18 protein-coding genes are annotated in these 17,553 nt (G+C 64.8%); 13 read left to right on the forward strand and 5 right to left on the reverse strand.

The window, feature by feature from the left end:
- The first annotated feature begins 72 nt into the window (after positions 1–72).
- The 4 genes from FG486_RS14885 (at position 73) to FG486_RS14900 (ending at position 2,457) form a co-directional block, all read left to right on the forward strand.
- Positions 73–540 carry a DNA polymerase III subunit chi gene (locus FG486_RS14885; protein ID WP_181268124.1) on the forward strand — a complete coding sequence of 156 codons (468 nt, stop codon included), beginning with the start codon at positions 73–75 and terminating at the stop codon, positions 538–540.
- Between the two features lie 11 nt (positions 541–551).
- Positions 552–1,040 (forward strand): hypothetical protein, encoded by a 489-nt coding sequence (locus FG486_RS14890; protein ID WP_181268125.1) that lies wholly within the window; start codon positions 552–554, stop codon positions 1,038–1,040.
- 122 nt (positions 1,041–1,162) lie between these two features.
- A complete protein-coding gene (gene ndk / locus FG486_RS14895) occupies positions 1,163–1,585 on the forward strand; it encodes a nucleoside-diphosphate kinase (RefSeq protein WP_023837915.1) in 423 nt (140 codons plus the stop codon).
- A 5-nt stretch (positions 1,586–1,590) separates the two neighbouring features.
- A complete protein-coding gene (locus FG486_RS14900) occupies positions 1,591–2,457 on the forward strand; it encodes an ATP-grasp fold amidoligase family protein (protein WP_241695838.1) in 867 nt (288 codons plus the stop codon).
- 9 nt (positions 2,458–2,466) lie between these two features.
- Here the strand turns inward: FG486_RS14900 and purN are convergent, their stop codons facing one another.
- Both purN and purM read right to left on the reverse strand, forming a co-directional pair.
- The gene (gene purN, locus FG486_RS14905; protein WP_181268126.1) at positions 2,467–3,432 is read right to left on the reverse strand and encodes a phosphoribosylglycinamide formyltransferase; all 966 of its coding nucleotides are present in this window, start codon (positions 3,430–3,432) and stop codon (positions 2,467–2,469) included.
- Entirely contained in the window at positions 3,422–4,537 is a 1,116-nt protein-coding gene (gene purM, locus FG486_RS14910; RefSeq protein ID WP_181268127.1) for a phosphoribosylformylglycinamidine cyclo-ligase, read from the reverse strand. The genes purN and purM overlap by 11 nt, the downstream gene beginning before the upstream one ends.
- A 131-nt stretch (positions 4,538–4,668) precedes the next feature.
- Here purM and FG486_RS14915 point away from each other — a divergent pair, with 131 nt between their 5' ends.
- From FG486_RS14915 to FG486_RS14940, 6 genes are all read left to right on the forward strand, one after another.
- Complete coding sequence (locus tag FG486_RS14915; protein ID WP_066278216.1) at positions 4,669–5,925, forward strand: hypothetical protein; 1,257 nt, start codon at positions 4,669–4,671, stop codon at positions 5,923–5,925.
- A gap of 1 nt (position 5,926) precedes the next feature.
- On the forward strand, positions 5,927–6,547 hold the full coding sequence (locus tag FG486_RS14920) for a P-loop NTPase family protein (RefSeq protein WP_181268128.1): 621 nt from the start codon (positions 5,927–5,929) through the stop codon (positions 6,545–6,547).
- Positions 6,528–8,693, forward strand: a complete 2,166-nt coding sequence (locus tag FG486_RS14925; RefSeq protein WP_066278220.1) for an RNA degradosome polyphosphate kinase — start codon at positions 6,528–6,530, stop codon at positions 8,691–8,693. Before FG486_RS14920 ends, FG486_RS14925 begins: the two co-directional genes overlap by 20 nt.
- A gap of 13 nt (positions 8,694–8,706) precedes the next feature.
- Positions 8,707–10,194, forward strand: coding sequence for a Ppx/GppA family phosphatase (locus FG486_RS14930; protein ID WP_181268129.1), 1,488 nt, complete (start codon positions 8,707–8,709; stop codon positions 10,192–10,194).
- A 69-nt stretch (positions 10,195–10,263) separates the two neighbouring features.
- Positions 10,264–10,983: a serine O-acetyltransferase EpsC gene (epsC, locus tag FG486_RS14935; protein WP_181268130.1), complete on the forward strand. Its 720-nt coding sequence runs from the start codon at positions 10,264–10,266 to the stop codon at positions 10,981–10,983.
- Positions 10,980–11,327 (forward strand): DUF2794 domain-containing protein, encoded by a 348-nt coding sequence (locus tag FG486_RS14940; protein ID WP_194249927.1) that lies wholly within the window; start codon positions 10,980–10,982, stop codon positions 11,325–11,327. Before epsC ends, FG486_RS14940 begins: the two co-directional genes overlap by 4 nt.
- A 7-nt stretch (positions 11,328–11,334) precedes the next feature.
- Here the strand turns inward: FG486_RS14940 and FG486_RS14945 are convergent, their stop codons facing one another.
- Positions 11,335–12,660, reverse strand: a complete 1,326-nt coding sequence (locus FG486_RS14945; protein WP_181268131.1) for an MFS transporter — start codon at positions 12,658–12,660, stop codon at positions 11,335–11,337.
- 164 nt (positions 12,661–12,824) lie between these two features.
- Between FG486_RS14945 and pgsA the strand changes: the two genes are divergently transcribed.
- Complete coding sequence (gene pgsA, locus FG486_RS14950; RefSeq protein WP_181268132.1) at positions 12,825–13,376, forward strand: CDP-diacylglycerol--glycerol-3-phosphate 3-phosphatidyltransferase; 552 nt, start codon at positions 12,825–12,827, stop codon at positions 13,374–13,376.
- Positions 13,377–13,418: 42 nt separating this feature from the next.
- Here pgsA and FG486_RS14955 read toward each other — a convergent pair whose 3' ends face one another.
- Together FG486_RS14955 and rnd are read right to left on the reverse strand one after the other, a co-directional pair.
- On the reverse strand, positions 13,419–14,339 hold the full coding sequence (locus FG486_RS14955) for a hydrogen peroxide-inducible genes activator (RefSeq protein WP_066278236.1): 921 nt from the start codon (positions 14,337–14,339) through the stop codon (positions 13,419–13,421).
- Positions 14,336–15,556 (reverse strand): ribonuclease D, encoded by a 1,221-nt coding sequence (rnd, locus tag FG486_RS14960; RefSeq protein ID WP_066278240.1) that lies wholly within the window; start codon positions 15,554–15,556, stop codon positions 14,336–14,338. Before rnd ends, FG486_RS14955 begins: the two co-directional genes overlap by 4 nt.
- Before the next feature lie 152 nt (positions 15,557–15,708).
- Between rnd and FG486_RS14965 the strand changes: the two genes are divergently transcribed.
- Both FG486_RS14965 and FG486_RS14970 read left to right on the forward strand, forming a co-directional pair.
- A complete protein-coding gene (locus FG486_RS14965; protein ID WP_181268133.1) occupies positions 15,709–16,038 on the forward strand; it encodes a hypothetical protein in 330 nt (109 codons plus the stop codon).
- Positions 16,038–17,549: an FAD-binding protein gene (locus FG486_RS14970; protein ID WP_181268134.1), complete on the forward strand. Its 1,512-nt coding sequence runs from the start codon at positions 16,038–16,040 to the stop codon at positions 17,547–17,549. The genes FG486_RS14965 and FG486_RS14970 overlap by 1 nt, the downstream gene beginning before the upstream one ends.
- Positions 17,550–17,553: the final 4 nt, after the last annotated feature.

The raw sequence follows: 17,553 nt of genomic DNA on the forward strand, positions 1-17,553 counted from the left end.
GCACAAGGGTCACTGCCTGATCAGGATTTCCGCTTTCGCGGGAATGACGATGCATGATGCGAAGGGGCTGAAATGCAGGTCGATTTCTATCACCTGACGCGCGATCCCGCCGAGCGGGTGTTGCCGCTTCTGGCGGAGCGCACGCTGGCGCTTGGGCAGCGCATGCTGGTGCTGTCATCCGATGCCGCGCATCGCCAGGCGTTGAGCACCGCCTTGTGGTCGCTCAAGCCCGACAGTTTCCTCGCGCACGGGGAGATCGACGGGCCTAATCCCCAGGTGCAGCCGATCCTGCTCGCCGATCGGGTGGAGCCCGCCAATGGCGCGCGGTTCATCGCGCTGGCGGACGGGCAGTGGCGCGACGAGGCGCTGGGCTTCGACCGGGTGTTCCTGCTGTTCGGCGAAGCGACGATCGCCGATGCGCGCAAGGCCTGGGTCGCGCTGGGCGAACGCAAAGGGCTGGAGCGGCATTACTGGAAGCAGGATGGCGGCAAATGGGTTGAACAGACCCCCGGCAAGCGTCAGGATGCGCGCGAACCATAGGAGACGGTGGAATGCGCAACTCTTTGATGGCAGTCGCAGCGGTGGTGCTGCTGGCAGGCTGCGGCGGCGAGAAGACCGTCTATAGCGATGCCGAGGGCAACGAGGTGAAGGTCACCCGCGAGGGGGACGGCGACGCGTCGGAGGTCAAGATCACCAGTGCGGACGGCTCGGCTACCGTCAACATCAACGCCGGCCCAACCGATGCCAAGCTGCCGTTCGGGCTCGAAGTCTATCCGGGCGCCAAGGTCGTCTCGACGATGAACAGCAACAGCGATGGCAACAAGGGTGCCATGGTCGTCATGGAAAGCAGCGCCAAGCCCGATGCCGTCATCGCCTGGTATCGCAAGTCGGTCGAGGGCAAGGGCTTCAAGGTCGAGACAGAGATCACCACCGGTGACATGCGCGCGATTGCAGGAGCCAAGGACGGTGGCTCGTTCACCTTGCAGGTTGCCCCTGCCGATGCCGGATCGTCGATCACGCTGATCGCAGGGGCCGGCTGAACGGGCGTACCCGACCGGTCTTTCGGCGGTTTTTCTTGCAGCGCACCATACGGCCCGCTAGGGGCGGCGGCGAATCGCGCCGTGCGTGCGCGAGGCATATCACCTAAAGCAGGAGCATCCCCATGGCCGTCACCCGGACCTTTTCGATCATCAAGCCCGACGCCACCCGTCGCAACCTGACCGGCGCGGTCACCAAGATGCTGGAAGAAGCCGGCCTGCGCGTCGTCGCTTCCAAGCGCATCCACATGACCCGCGAGCAGGCCGAGGGCTTCTACGCCGTCCACCGCGAGCGTCCGTTTTTCGGTGAACTGGTCGAGTTCATGATCTCGGGCCCCGTCGTCGTGCAGGTGCTGGAAGGCGAAGACGCCGTGAAGCGCAACCGTGACATCATGGGCGCCACCAACCCCGCCAATGCCGAACCCGGCACCATTCGCAAGGAACTGGCCGAAAGCATCGAAGCGAACTCGGTCCACGGTTCGGACAGCGAAGAGAATGCCGCGATCGAGATCGCCTATTTCTTCAAGCCGGAAGAAATCGTCGGCTGATCATCATGCCACGCGCTGCCGGGCCCGACCTGAACCCGGCAGCGCTGGCATCGCCGCCCATGCGCGCCACCCGCGATCGCCTGGCCAGGCTGCGGATCGCGATGACCTATTTCTGGCGGCACCATCGCCTGCCGGACCTGGAAGATCCCCGACGCTTCACCGAATTCGTCCAGCGCCGCAAGCTGATCGACCGCGACCCGCGAATGCCGGTCTGCTCGGACAAGGTCGCCGCCAAGGCCTATGTCGCCGACCGGCTCGGACGCGAATGGACCACCCCGACGCTCTGGCAGGGTGACGTGCTGCCGAAAATTCCAAGCTGGCCCCTGCCGCTGGTCGTCAAGTCGCGCCATGGCTGCAATCAACGCGCCTTTGTCCGCAGTTTGCGCGATGACTGGGAGGCGGTGCGACGCAGGAGCAAGGCCTGGATGGCCCAGCCCTATGGCCTCTGGCTCGATGAATGGCTCTATCTTGAGATCCCGCGCGGGCTGCTGGTCGAACCCTTTATCGGCACAGATGGGCAGCTCCCCATCGACTACAAGCTCTATGTCTTCGGCGGCGAGGTGGCGTGCATCCAGGTGCATCTGGAACGCGAGACGCGGCATCGCTGGATGCTGTTCGACCGCCAATGGCGGCGCTTCTCGTCGCCGACACGCGATCCCGACCCTGCCAGGCCAAGCTCGCTGGACCGGATGATCGAGGCTGCCGAAACGCTGGGGCAGGGCTTCGATTTCGTCCGCGTCGATTTCTACGAGATCGACGGAGCACCGCGCTTCGGCGAGATGACCTTCTATCCGGGCTCGGGGCTCGATCCGTTCGATCCGCCGGAGATCGACCTGATTCTGGGGCGACTCTGGGCGGAGGCCCGCAGGTAACGCCGCCGATCAGAATTCCGCCGCGATGTCCATGAACCTGGTCAGCCGCTTCGGCGCGACGCTGCGCCAGCTGCGGTGCAGCCAGTCGGCAATATGGTCCCAATCGGTGCGGCCCGTGTCCAGCCGGATCGCGATCCAGCCCGACGGCGCGTAGAATTTGGGCAGGTAATAAAGTTCGGGGTCCTGATCGACCAGCGCGGCCTGTTCGTCCGCGCCGCTCGTCTTGACGAGCAGCGCGATCGCTTCCTCGCCATGATGGTGGATCGAGACATAGGCGAAATATTTGCCGGCCTTCTCGCCGCCGACGCGCCAGCCGGGCGCGCCGTGCGAGGGGCGCGCGTCGGTCTCGGGCAGCGCCAGCGCCAGTTCGCCGACCTTGGCGACGATCCAGTCGGGATCGCTCTCGCGCGCGACATAATCAGCGAGCGTGCGCGAATAGAGCTGATGCTCGGCGATCAGCACGCGCGCGGCGAGGCTCTCGGCGCTGTCGCCGGGCAGGATCGCGACCTCGGTCTGGCCGAGCACCGGGCCGTCATCGAGCTCTGCCGTCACCAGGTGCACGCTGCACCCCGCGACCTTGTCACCGGCGTCGAGTGCGCGCTGGTGCGTGTGCAGCCCCTTGTACTTGGGCAGTAGCGAGGGGTGGATGTTGAGCATCCGTCCTTCCCAGCTGCGCACGAAGCCCGGGGTGAGGATGCGCATGTATCCGGCCAGCGCGACATGGTCCGCACCCGATTGCCGGATCGCCTTGTCCATCGCCCCATCATGGCTCTCGCGGTCCATGCCCTTGTGCGACAATGCGAAGGTCGGGACGCCTTCGGCCTCGGCGAGCTTCAGCCCGCCCGCGTTCGGATCGTTCGAGGCGACGAGCACCACCTCATAAGGACAGGCCGGTGCGCGCGAGGCGTAGAGCAACGCGGCCATGTTGGTGCCGCTACCGGAAATCAGGATGGCGACGCGCGCCTTAGCCGGCATGGGTGGCGCTCCAACCCGATTTCGCGCTCCAGGTCTCGATCGATCCGCTGACGGTGCAGCCCTTGTCGCCTGCATCGATGCGGCCGATGCGGTGAACGGTCTCGCCCGCCGCTTCCAGATCGGCGGTCACGCTGGCGACATCGCTTTCGGCCACCACCAGCACCATGCCGATGCCGCAGTTGAAGGTGCGCGCCATTTCCTCGGGCTCGATATTGCCCTGTGCCTGGAGGAACGCCATCAGCCGGGTCTGCGCCCAGGCATCGGCATCGACATGCGCATGGGCGCCCTCCGGCAGCACGCGCGGGATATTCTCGAGCAACCCGCCGCCGGTGATATGCGCCATCGCGGCAATGCGGCCCGATTTTACCACCGGCAGCAGTGAGGAAACATAGATTCGCGTCGGCGCGATCAGTGCGTCGATGAGCAGAATCTCCTGGTCGAACAGCGCGGGGCGGTTCATCTTCCAGCCCTTGTCCGCTGCCAGACGGCGGACAAGCGAATAACCGTTCGAATGCACGCCCGACGAGGCAAGGCCCAGCAGAACGTCGCCCGGCTTCACGCGGTCGCCGGTCAGCACCTCGTCGCGCTCGACCGCACCGACGCAGAAGCCCGCGAGATCATAATCGCCCGGCGCATACATGCCCGGCATCTCGGCGGTCTCGCCGCCGATCAGCGCGCATCCGGCGAGCTTGCAGCCATCGGCAATGCCTGCGACGACACGCTCGGCCACGCCCGTATCAAGCTTGCCGGTGGCGAAATAGTCGAGGAAAAACAGCGGCTCGGCACCCTGTACGATCAGATCGTTGACGCACATCGCGACGAGATCGATGCCGATCGCATCATGCCGGTCATGATCGATCGCGAGCTTGACCTTGGTGCCCACGCCGTCGTTCGCGGCGACCAGCAGCGGGTCCTTGAACCCGGCGGCCTTGAGATCGAAAAAGCCGCCAAAGCCGCCCAGTTCGGCATTGGCGCCGGGGCGGGCCGTCGCCTTGGCCAGCGGGCCGATCGCCTTGACCAGCGCATTGCCCGCGGCAATCGAAACGCCCGCCTGGGCATAGCTGTACGAAGTCGGATTTGGCGCGTCGCCGGTCTTGTCAGTCATGGCCAGAGCGGTTAGCGACTTCTCGCTTGGATTTCCACGCCATTGTCGCCAAAAGAGCGGCCACGCCGCCGCCGGAGACGGGCAGGGGGCGACAAGCTCGTTTTCGCGCGGTTGTTTGAAGCTAGGATACATTGATCACCAGCCTGCCCCTGCAACGTCCGGCGCCCCGATTTTCCCGCGTCTGGATCGCCTTCGCCCTGTTCGCGCTGCTGCTTGGCGCGGGCGCGCTGGTCTATGCCCAGATCGAGGGCGATCGCGGCATTCCGCCGATTGCCAGCGGCGGCGATTTCGAGGTGAGCGGGGTCAAGGTCGATGGCTCGGGCAAGAATGCCGATGAGGCGCGCTCCAACGCCTGGCGCGACGCGCAGCGCAAGGGCTGGCAGAAGCTGTGGTCGCAGATGAACCGTTCGGGCGCAGCGCCCAAGCTCAGCGATTCGGCTCTCGACGGCATCGTCTCGGCGATCGTCGTGGAGAACGAGCAGATCGGCCCGCGCCGCTATATCGCCACCCTGGGTGTGCTGTTCGATCGTGCGCGTGCCGGTGAGCTGCTCGGTGTCAGCGGATCGGTGCTGCGATCGGCGCCGATGCTGGTGGTGCCCATCTATATCAGCGGCGGCTCGGCGCAGACCTTCGAGAACCGCACGCCCTGGCAGGCAGCCTGGGCGCGTTATCGCACCGCCGAAAGCATTGTCGATTATATCCGTCCTTACGGATCGGGCGCGGATTCGCTGCTAGTCAACGCCGCGCAGACCGGACGCCGCAGCCGCACCTGGTGGCGCCTCATTCTCGACCAGTTCGGCGCTGCCGATGTGGTCATCCCGGTGGTGCAGGTCGAACGGCAATATCCCGGCGGGCCGATCACCGGGCGCTTCGCTGCGCGCTTCGGCCCGGATAGCCGCCTGCTGGGTAGCTTCACGCTGAAGGCCCGCAACAGCGACGGGCTGGCCGCGATGCTCGATCAGGGCATCAAGCGGCTCGACCGCATCTATGCCGGCGCCGTCCGCTCCGGCGAACTCCGCCCCGATTCCTCGCTGATCATCGAGAAGCCGGTCGAAGTGGTCGAGGAGATGCTCGACGACAGCCTGGCCGAGGATATGCCCGTCGAATCGGGCGGTCTGACCACGGGCACGCAGATCATCTCGATCCAGTTCGACACCCCCGATGTGGCGGCCGTGCAGGCGGGCGAACGGCTCGTGCGCAGCATTCCGGGCGTCAATTCCGCCAGCACCGCCAGCCTTGCCCTGGGCGGCACGTCGGTGATGCAGGTCAATGCGCAGATCGATATCGATGCGCTGCGGGGTGCGCTCGAGGCGCGCGGTTTCCGCGTCCAGCAAGGGGCAGGGGTGCTGCGCATATCGCGCGCGGCCCCGGCGCCCGGCGGCGGATGACATGACTCGCCAGTTCGCTCTGCCCTTTGCGGCAGCCGGACCGGACGGTGACAGCGAATTCCTGGTCACTGCCGCGAACCGTGCGGCGATCGACCGGCTGTTCGACTGGACCCGGCTGCCCTTTGGCGCGGCGGTACTGATCGGCCCGACGGGATCGGGCAAGACCGTGATCGGCAGGGCCTTTGCCGCAGGCTCTGGCGGTGACTTTATCGACAATGCCGATGGCGAGAGCGACGAGGCACTGTTCCATGCCTGGAACCGGGCGCAGACTCAGGGGCTGCCGGTGCTGTTTGCCGCGAGCACGCCGCCGGGCGAATGGGGCATTAAGCTGCCCGATCTGCTGTCGCGCCTCGGGGCATCGTTGCTGATCGAGATTCCGCCGCCCGACGAGGAGATGACGCAGCTGCTGTTGCAGAAGCTGCTCGCACGGGCCGGGCTCGCCTTGCCCGATGGCCTGGCGCATTATGCCGCGTTGCGCACCGAGCGATCCTATCCCGCCATTCGCGACCTGGCGCGCACGATCGACGAGATGGCGCTGGCAATGCAGCGCCCGATCGGCCAAAGACTGGTGCGCGAGGCACTGGTGAAACTGGCAGGAACCGATGGCAGCCCAACCGACTGAGATCGAAGCGAAACCGGCGGGTTCTATCGAATCGCAACGCCGCTATTTCAACCGAGAGCTGAGCTGGCTGGCGTTCAACGATCGCGTGCTCGAAGAGGCGTGCAATCCGCGCCATCCCTTGCTCGAACGGCTGCGTTTCCTGTCGATCTCGGGCAACAATCTCGACGAGTTCTTCATGGTCCGCGTCGCCGGGCTGGTCGGTCAGGTCGCGCAGCATGTCGAGGAGCGCTCGGCCGACGGGCGCACGCCGGTGCAGCAGCTTGCCGCGATCGAACGGGCCGTCGACCGGCTGAATGCCGAGCAGCAGCGCGTGTGGAGCGAATTGCGGACGCTGCTTGCCGATACCGGCGTGGTCGAAGCCAATGTCGAGGATCTGGGCGAAACCGACCGCGCCTGGCTGCGCGAGCATTTCGTGACGCAGATCTTCCCGGTGCTCACCCCGCAGGCGCTCGATCCGGCGCATCCCTTTCCGTTCATCCCCAACAAGGGGCTGAGCCTGATCTTCGATCTCAAGCGCCGGTCGGATGGCAAGACGGTGCGCGAACTGGTGATGCTGCCGGCCACCATGCCGCGTTTCCTGCGCATTGCCGGGGGGCGGGGCCTGTATCTGGCGCTCGAGAAGATCGTCGTGGCGTTCGCCGACAAGCTGTTTCCCGGCTATGATGTGCGCGGATCGGGGCTGTTCCGCATCATCCGTGACAGCGATATCGAGGTCGAGGAAGAGGCCGAAGACCTGGTGCTCTATTTCCGCACGGCGCTGAAACGCCGGCGGCGGGGGCAGGTGATCCGCCTGGAGACTTCGCGGCTGATGGACAAGGGGCTGGCGCAGCTGCTCGACGACAATCTGCTGCACGAGGGCGGGACCAAGTCGTCGGATGACGGCTTTCTGGGTATCGGCGATCTTGCCGCGCTGGTCGACGAGGATCGCCCCGACCTGAAATTCCCAGCCTATACGCCGCGTTTTCCTGAACGAATTCGAGAGCATAACGGCGATTGTTTCGCAGCTATCCGAAGCAAGGACATCGTCGTCCACCACCCTTATGAAAGCTTCGAGGTCGTCATCGCCTTCCTCAAGCAGGCCGCGGCGGACCCCGATGTGGTGGCGATCAAGCAGACGCTGTATCGCGCCGGCAAGCAGTCGGCGGTGATCAACGCGCTGATCGCTGCGGCGGAGGCGGGCAAGTCGGTCACGGCCGTGGTCGAACTCAAGGCCCGGTTCGACGAAGAACAGAATCTGCTCTGGGCCAGCGCGCTCGAACGCGCCGGAGTGCAGGTCGTCTATGGCTTTATCGAGTGGAAGACCCACGCCAAGATCTCGATGGTGGTGCGGCGCGAGCCCGAGGGATTCCGCACCTATTGCCATTTTGGCACCGGCAACTACCACCCGATCACCGCGCGCATTTATACCGATCTGAGCTTCTTCACCGCCGATCCGCGCGCCGGACGCGATGCCGCGCAGCTGTTCAATTACATCACCGGCTATGTCGAGCCTGAGCAACTCGAACTGCTCTCCATGTCGCCGCGCGATCTGCGCAAGGATCTGATCGCGCTGATCGATCACGAGATGGAAGAGGCGCGGGCCGGGCGGATCGGAGCGATCTGGGCCAAGATGAACTCGCTGGTCGACCCCGCCATGATCGAGAAGCTCTATGCGGCGAGCAGCGCCGGGGTTCAGATCGAGCTGATCATCCGCGGCATCTGCTGCCTGCGCCCCGGCGTGCCCGGTCTGTCGGACAATATCCGGGTGAAGTCGGTCGTCGGGCGGTTTCTCGAGCACAGCCGCATCTGGGCCTTCGGCAATGGCGATGCGCTGCCCAATGACAAGGCGAAGGTCTTCATCAGTTCGGCCGACTGGATGCCGCGCAATTTCGATCGGCGCGTCGAGTACATGCTGCCGATCGAGAACCCCACGGTGCACGATCAGGTGCTTGAACAGGTCATGGTTGCCAATCTGCTCGACAACGAACAGAGCTGGGAACTGGATGCCGATGGTTGCTATCATCGGATAAAAACCGAGGACAAGCCATTCAATCTGCACCGCTATTTCATGACAAATCCGTCGCTTTCGGGCCGTGGCAAGGCGCTCAAGCATAGCGAGGACGTGCCCAAGCTCAGCCTGCATCGGCGCGCCGCGAAGATCGATTGAGCCGGACGTCCCCGTGAATTTCTTCATTCGCAAGCAGAACCAGCCGGTTCACCTCTATCGTACCGCGATCATCGATATCGGCTCCAACTCGGTGCGCCTGGTGGTGTTCTCCGGACCGCGGCGCAATCCGGCGCTGATCTTCAACGAGAAGGTCATGGCCGGGCTAGGGCGCTCGCTTGCCGAAACCGGCATGATCGACGAGCCATCGATGGCGCGCGCCATCCAGGCGCTCGAACGTTTTCGGATCGTCGCGCGCGAAATGGATGTCGACGAGACCGTGTGCGTGGCGACCGCGGCGGTGCGCGATGCCGGCAATGGCGAGGAATTCACCCGCAAGGTCGAGGCGCTGGGTCTGGATATCACGATCCTGTCGGGCGATGACGAGGCGCGCACGGCGGGCTTGGGCGTGATTTCGGCTATTCCCGATGCCGACGGCATTGTCGGAGACCTGGGCGGTGGCAGCCTCGATCTTGCGCGCGTCGCCGGCGGCGAGGTGCTCGATACCGCCACCCTGCCGCTCGGCGTGCTGCGCGCGGCCGCCATCCGGCGCGGCGATTCGGCGGCGCTGTCGCGTACGTTCAAGAAGATGGTGGCGGCCTATCCATGGCTCGCCACGCATCCGGGCAAGCCCTTCTATCTCGTCGGCGGCTCCTGGCGCGCTTTCGGGCGGCTCGACATGCACCTGACGGCCTATCCGCTCAAGGTTCTGCACCAGTACCGGATCGATGTCGCACGGCCCGAAAAGGTGCTGGCGGGCTATCGCAGCATGGAGCGGGATGCGCTGCGCCAGGCGACCGGGCTCGCACCGTCGCGCATCGAGACGCTGCCCGATGCGATCGCGCTGCTCCGGATGATGCGAGACCTGGTGAAGCCAAGCGCCTTCGTGCTGTCGTCCTTCGGCCTGCGCGAGGGCCTGCTCTACGCCCGGATGGACCCGGAGGTACGCCAGCGCGATCCGCTGCTCGTCGCCACCGAACGTTTCGGCCAGCTGCAGTCGCGCTTCGGTGAGGATGCGCGCCCGCTCTTCGACTGGATATCGCCGGTGTTCGGCGACGACCCGCCCGAATGGCAACGCTGGCTGATGGCGGCGTGCCACCTGTCCGATGTCGCCTGGCAGGCGAGCCCTGATTTTCGCGCCGAACGCGGGCTGGAGATCGCGCTGCACGGCAACTGGGTCGGCATCGATGTCATCGGGCGGTCGATGATCGGGCAGGCGCTCTATACCAATTTCGGCGGTGGGCCGCGTCCGTTCCCGCTCGAACGCCATGTCGCATCGGATGCCATGCTCAACCGGGCGATCGGTTGGGGACTGGCGATGCGCCTGGCGCAAAGGCTCGCGGCGGGCACGCACGATGTCTTGCGTCGATCGCGATTGCAGCGCAGCGGCGATGCGCTCGAACTGGTGCTGGAACCGCGCGACAAGGCCCTGATGGGCGAGGTGGTCGAGCGCCGCCATCGGCGTTTGGCGCAGTTTCTCGGGCTGCGGGCAACCGCAATCTGAGCGGCCCTACTGGTAAAACGCCAGACCAGGGTTTATCTAGCGGCAAACGCAGCTGCAAAGGGATGGCGCATGTTCGGCGCACTGAGCGAATATCTGGACTCGATCCGCGTGCGCGACCCTGCTCCGCGCTCCCGCTGGGAAATCCTGCTTTATCCGGGTGTGCTTGCGCTAGGTCTGCACCGCGTGGCGCACTGGCTGTTTACCGGAGAGCTGTATTTCCTCGCCCGGTTGGTCAACCATATCTCGCGCTTCCTGACGGCGATCGACATCCATCCGGGCGCGCAGATCGGCAAGTTCTTCTTTGTCGATCATGGCTTCGTCGTCATCGGTGAGACCGCCGTCATTGGCGACAATGTCACAATTTATCAGGGCGCGACGCTGGGCGGGCGCAACCCCACCGATGGCGTAGGCGGCAAGCGTCACCCCACGATCGAGGACGATGTCATCGTCAGCCTGGGCGCGGCGATCCTGGGCCCGGTGACCGTCGGCAAGGGCGCCCGCATCGGCGCCAATGCGGTGGTGACCAAGGATGTCGCTCCGGGATCGGTGATGGTCGGCATTCCAGCGCGGCCGACGCCGGTCGACGCTGCCGAAAAGCAGCGCGGGTTCGTGCAATATGGCACGCCGTGCAGCCAGACGTTCGATCCCAATACGCAGAAGCTCGAGCTGCTGCAGTGCGAGATCCGCCAGATGCAGGAGAGGATCGCGCAGCTGATCGACGAGCGCGACGAGGCTCGTCGCGCCGCGCTGCCTGCCGAGCCTGATCGTGACAGCGGGACCGCTGCTTGAGCATCGGCGGCAACGTTTCGCTCTTTCCGGTGCCGGGAGCCCCGGGCCAGGTCGGTTTCGACCGAGAGGAGCTTGGCCGCATTCTCGACCTGTATGGCCGTATGGTCGCAGCCGGCTTGTGGCGCGATTATGCGATGGACCTGGGCCGCGATGCGGCGGTGTTCTCTGCCTTCCGCCGGGCGACCGAGCGGCCCGAATATCGCATCGAGAAGCGTCCTGCGCTGCGCCGCAAGCAGGGCCAATGGGCGCTGGTGGGAGAAGGCGGTGCGGTGCTCAAGCGCGGACACGAACTGTCCGGCGTACTCGCCCCGCTCGAGCGCAAACTGGTAAGGGTCGTCGACTGACCCCGGCTCAGACGTCCATCTCGTGCTCGCCGTGCGGCTCGAGACTGGCCGTGTGGAGCAACTGGCCGAGCCAGGCCGCAATCACGCACATCGCGGCACTCAGCAGCAGCTGGTAGATCACGTCGAGCCCGGCGACGCTGAGGCCGATCGCGATCAGCGAGCCGATCACCATCGCGCCCGAATTGACGATATTGTTCGCCGCAATCGTGCGCGCCGCCTCGCTCTTGTGCACGGTGGTTGTAAGAAACGCATAGAGCGGCACCACGAACATGCCGCCGGCGACCGCAATGCCGAGAAGCGAGAGCAGCAAGGGGATCGCCATCGGATGGGTGACGAACTCGCCCACGCTGAACAGCGATCCGGGCTCGTCGGGCACCCATTGACGGCAGACGAAGAAGAACGCGACGACGAACAGACCCATGACGATCACCGATACCGGCGAATAACGTGCCGACACGGTGCCCTTGAGCAGCGCGTTGATCGCGACCGATCCGATCGCGACGCCGATCGAGAATACCACGAGAAACAGGCTCGCGACCTCCTTGCTTGCGGTCAGCACGTTCTTGGCGAGCGGCGGGAACTGGATGAACAGCACCGCGCCGATCGTCCAGAAGAAGCTGATCGCGATGATTGCCAGGAATACGCGACGCACCCGGGTGGTCGCCTTGATCAGCGCGATCGAAGCGCGGATGAAGTTGAAATCGAGCTTGGTCGCTTCGGTCATCGGCGGGGCGGGCGGCACCTGGCGTCCGGTGAAATAGCCGATGATCGCGGTCAGCACGACCGCGATGCCTGCGACCTCGACCGGAATCCAGCCCGCCAGGATGGTGCCGAGCAGGATCGCGATATAGGTCCCCGCCTCGACCAGCCCGGTGCCGCCGAGCACCTCTTCATCGTTCAGGTGCTGCGGCAGAATAGCGTATTTGATCGGCCCGAAAAAGGTCGAATGCACGCCCATGGCGAACAGCGCCAGCATCATCAGCGGTATGGCGACCGTGTGCACCGCGGTGCCCGCCCAGGCCATGTATAGCCCGGTTCCGCCGACCAGCATGATGATGATCTCGCAGAACTTGACGATGCGGATGATCACCGCCTTGTCGCGTGTATCGGCAAGCTGTCCGGCCAGCGCGGACAGCAGGAAGAACGGCAGGATGAAGATCGCGGTCGCAATCGCGCTAAACCAGGTTTCCGCCGTCTCGTCGTTGTACACGCTGTACACGACAAACAGAACCATGGCGTTCTTGTAGAGATTGTCGTTGAACGCGCCGAGCAGCTGGGTCACGAACAGGGGGAGAAAGCGCCTCTTGTTCAAAAGCGCGCCAGCTGAAGCCATGCTGAGTGTTCCTCGGTGGTTTGCCCGCAAGGCCCTCCGCCATCCGGCCCGCCCGGTGCGGGCGAGCGGCGATACGAAAAGCCTTGGCCGCCGTATCGGGTTCATGGGGCAGACGGTCAAGCCATTTCCATTGTCGGATAATCCGGTTATGAGGCGCACAGCCTATGCTCACCGTGCCCAACATCCTCACGCTCTCGCGGATCGTCACCGTGCCCTTGCTGGCCGCCCTGCTATGGTGGCCCGAATGGGCGACCGGCTATCTCATGGGCTTTGTCGTCTATTGCCTGATGGGCATTACCGACTATTTCGACGGCTATCTGGCACGTGCACAGGGCGCGGTCTCCAGGCTCGGTATCTTCCTCGATCCGATTGCAGACAAGATCATGGTCGCGGCGGTGATCCTGATTCTGTGCGCCAATGGCAATATCCACGGTCTGCACGTCATCGCCGCGCTGATCATCCTGCTGCGCGAGATCACCGTTTCGGGCCTGCGCGAATTTCTCGCCGGATTGCAGGTTTCGGTGCCGGTGTCGCAACTCGCCAAGTGGAAGACGACGCTGCAGCTGCTCGCGCTCGGCACGCTGATCTTCTCGGGCGGCTTTCCCGACCAGCCATGGATGCAGCAACTGGGCCTGGCCGCGCTATGGACCGCAGCGATCCTGACGCTGATCACCGGCTGGGACTATCTGCGCGTCGGTATCAAGCACATGGATTGACCGCTTTCTCCGCTCGCGCAAGCGGGAGGGGAGAAACGCGTTTCAACCCGCGCATTTCCCCTCGGCATGGCCGCGCCGCAGGATGTCAGCGAGCATGCGGAATTCCTCGGCGCGGGGGCTGTTGCGGCGCCAGATGATCGCGATGTCGCGCGAGGCATGGTCTGCGAGCAGCGGGCGCGCAACAACATCGGTGTTGTTCAATATGCCCGCATCGATCGCGATCTGCGGCAGCAGGGTCAGGCCCAGCCGGTTGTCGACCATCTGCACCAGCGTGTGCAGCGAGGTGCCGAACATCATCGCGCTCGCGCGCAATTCGGGCCGGTTGCAGGCGGCGAGCGCATGGTCCTTGAGGCAATGGCCGTCCTCGAGCAGCAGCAGCCGCGATTCGTCGATCAGTTCGGGCGCGACCTTTTCCGGCGGGTCGCGCGGATCGTCCTTGGGAAAGGCGACATAAAGAGCATCGCTGAACAGGATTTCATGCTCAACATCGCCCGCCGGAAAGGGCAGCGCCAGCAGCACGCAATCGACCTGGCCGTGGTGCAGCGATTCGACCGCTGCGCCGCTGACCTCCTCGCGCAGGAACAGCTTGAGCTCGGGCTGCTCGCGGCGCAGACCCGGCAGCAGCCGTGGCAGCAGGAACGGCGCGATGGTGGGGATCACGCTCATCCTGAGGTCGCCCGACAGCGGCTTGCCCGAAGAGCGGACGAGATCGGCAAGCTCCTCGGCCTCGCGCAGGATGCGGTGTGCCTTGGCGACCACCTTGTTGCCGAGCGGGGTGAAGCGCACCACGCGCCGCGTGCGTTCGACCAGCACCACGCCGAGCAGAGTCTCCAGCTCGCGTAGGCCCGCCGACAGCGTCGACTGCGTCACGAAACAGGCGTCTGCTGCCTTGCCGAAATGCCCATGCTCCTCGAGCGCAACGAGATATTGCAGCTGCTTGAGCGTGGGAAGGTACGAGGTCATGGCTGCTCCGCGAGCGCGGCGGTCACCACCACCTCTTCGGGCTCGACGGCGAGTTCGGTGCGGGTCATCTTGATCCGGCCATCCGCGATCGCGAAGGCCATGCGCCCTTCGACCAGCGCCAGCGCATCGCGCCCGAACTGCTCGAACCGCCAGCCTTCCAGGATCGGCAGTCCCTTGCGCACGCCTGCCGCCAGGGCCTCCAGATCGTCGCTGCGCGCCAGCAGCCGAGCGGCCACGTCGATCTCGCGCGAGCGGATTTTGAGCAGCAGCTTGAGCAGGTCAGCGACGAGCGCGCCTTCCTTTCCCAGCGCGGGGCCACGCGGGCTCTTCGGCGGCATCTCGGCAGCGGTCAGCGGGCGCGCCGCGAACAGCGCGTCCATCATTCGCGCGCCAATGTCATTCTCGCGCCAGGCGCCGGACAGCCCGCGGACCTTGCCGAGTTCGGCCTGGGTCGAGGGCGGATGCGCGGCGATATCGGCGAGCGTCTCGTCCTTCATGATGCGGCCGCGCGGCAGGTTCTTGTCCTGCGCTTCGGTCTCGCGCCACCAGGCGAGCGCGCGCATGCGGCCCAGAATCTGCGCGCTGCGGCCCGGCGGGCGGATGCGCTGCCACAGGGTGTCGGGATCGGGCTTGTACTGGCGCGGGTCGCCCAGCTTCTCCATCTCGATATCGAGCCACGCGCCGCGTCCGGTACGGCGGAGCTTGTCGAGCATTTTGGGGAAGATCTTCGCCAGATGCGTGACATCGCCGATCGCATAGTCGATCTGCCGCGCCTCGAGCGGGCGGCGCGACCAGTCGGTAAAGCGCGCACCCTTGTCGACGGTCAGCCCCAGCCAGCTTTCTACCAAATTGGCATAGCCAATCTGCTCGGCCTGACCCAGCGCCATGGCCGCGATCTGCGTGTCGAACAGCGGGGACGGCGTCTTCCCGGTGAGGTTGAAGATGATCTCGATATCCTGCGGCCCTGCATGAAACACCTTCAGCACATCGTGATTTTCGGTGAGCAGGTCGAGAAGGGGGCCAAGGTCGATCCCGGGCGCCTTGGGATCGATTGCCGCTGCCTCTTCCAGATTGCCGATCTGTACCAGGCACAGTTCCGGCCAATAGGTGTTTTCGCGCATGAATTCGGTGTCGACCGCGACGAAATCGGATTGGGCGAGGCGATCGCACAGCTGCGCGAGGGAATCGGTGTCGGTAATCAGCGGATGGATTTTCATGGGCAACCTATACAGCCTGCGCCTGCCGCCGCAAACCATCGCGCAAGTCCACAATCAATCCGTATTGGATGAGAATAACAAATTGGTATCTTTGAGAATCATGGGCTCTCCGTCTATGTAACGCACCGTATTCGCGGATGCCGGGGGCAAGCATGTGGGTGTATCAGCTGATCATCGTTGTTCTGGCATTGGCATTGTTGGGCCAGTTGCTGGCTCAGGGCGGTGACGCGTTTCTCGTGCTGGAAAACTCTCGGCCCGTAGGTGGCGATCGCGAGGTGCTGACAATATTGGCCTGGGGCTTTGCAACGCGGGCCGGGCGAAGCGCCTGTATCTCCGATCCGGTCGGGCACGGGATCAACGATATGCGCTTTTCGATGAGCATGGGGCAGATTCTGCTGTCGCTGATCACGCTGGGTTTCGTGCGTCGGGTGAACATCGATTACCGCCTGCATTCGGGCAACAGCCCGGTCGGTGGAACCTGATGCCTCGTCCCTTGCGCCATGGCCCGCGTCACTGGGTCAATTATCATGGCACGGAATCGGCAGAGCTCGGCGATCTGATCGAGCTGCTGAACAGCGAACGGGAGGGCGGGCGCAACGTCCTGCACGAAGTGGCCACTGACGTGCTGGCCTTGTTGCAGGATGCCAGCCGAAGCGGGGCGAGGCTGCGCCCGCTGGGTGCGGGCTGGTCGCCATCGCCGATCGCGATCGTGCAGGGAGGCTGGCTTGTCGAGACGCGGCGGATCAACCGTTGCTTCGGCCTCACCGCGCAGGATGTCGTTCGGGGGACCGATCCGTCACGATTGATGCTGGTGCAGGCGGGGGCCACCGTCGACGAGGTCAATGACTGCGCCGAGGAACTGGGTCTCAGCCTGCGGACCGGTGGTGCGAGCAATGGCCAGACCTGGGCAGGAGCCTGCGCCACGGGCACGCATGGCAGCGTTCTGGATGCAGGGGGCATTCAGGATCATATCCGTGCGTTGCAGGTGGTGACGCCTTCCGGAATATTCTGGGTGGAGCCGCACAGGCCCGTCATGTCGCCGGAATTCGTTGCGGCGACCGGGAGCACGATCTTTCGCGATGATGATGTCTTTGCGGCCTGCCAGGTCGCCGTCGGTGCGATGGGCTTCATCACCGCGATGGTGATCGAATGCGTGCCCATATACATGGTGCGCAACATCCAGAAGCGCGCGCGCATCGAGAGGGAGGATATCTCGCGCCTCGCCGAGGGCGACTTTCGCGGCTTCTCCCGCGCGTTCGGGCTGAACGAGGAGCCGCATTTCCTGCAGGTGATCCTCAACCCGTTCGCCCCGTTCGAAAAGGATGCGCTGCTACGCATGCTCTATCTGCGCGATTTCGACCCCGCTATCCCGCCGCCCCCGCGTCCGCTGACCGGCGCGGGCTATGATGCGCTTACCCTGATCGGCAAGGCGATGGCGGGCATCGATCTGCTCCGTGCCGACATCCTGCAGCTGGCGATGCGTGCGGGCTATGCGGTGCAGCGCGACATTCATGATCCCGAAGCGGTCGCCACCTGGGGACACACCACCGAGCCGCACAATCCGATCGCCAATCTGTTCAACGGTTCGGTGACGATGCAGCGGTCCGATCTGGAACGCGCCTTCGATCCGCTGATCGAGGCGTTTCTGAGCGGTGGGGGAGGAACGGTTGTCACGCTGCGCTTCATGCAGCGTGCTGCCGGTCTGCTCGCCCCGGCGCGGTTCGACAGCAACGTCGTGATCGATTTCGATGGCCCGCGCAGCGACGTCAGCCATCGCAGCTATCGCGCGGTGGTGGCGAAGCTCGATGCTCTGGGCATCCGTTTCACCCGTCACTGGGGCAAGACCAACGATCTCGATGCCGTGCGCGTGGCCCGCGATTATGGCGACGACTATCGCCGCTTCCGCGTTGCGCAGCGCCGCCTGATGCCCGATTCGGCAGATATAGCGGTGTTCCGCTCCGACCCATTGGTGCATCTCGGGCTGATCGACTGATCCG

The sequence above is a fragment of the Blastomonas ursincola genome (assembly GCF_013607875.1).
In the GTDB taxonomy this organism is placed as follows: domain Bacteria; phylum Pseudomonadota; class Alphaproteobacteria; order Sphingomonadales; family Sphingomonadaceae; genus Blastomonas; species Blastomonas ursincola.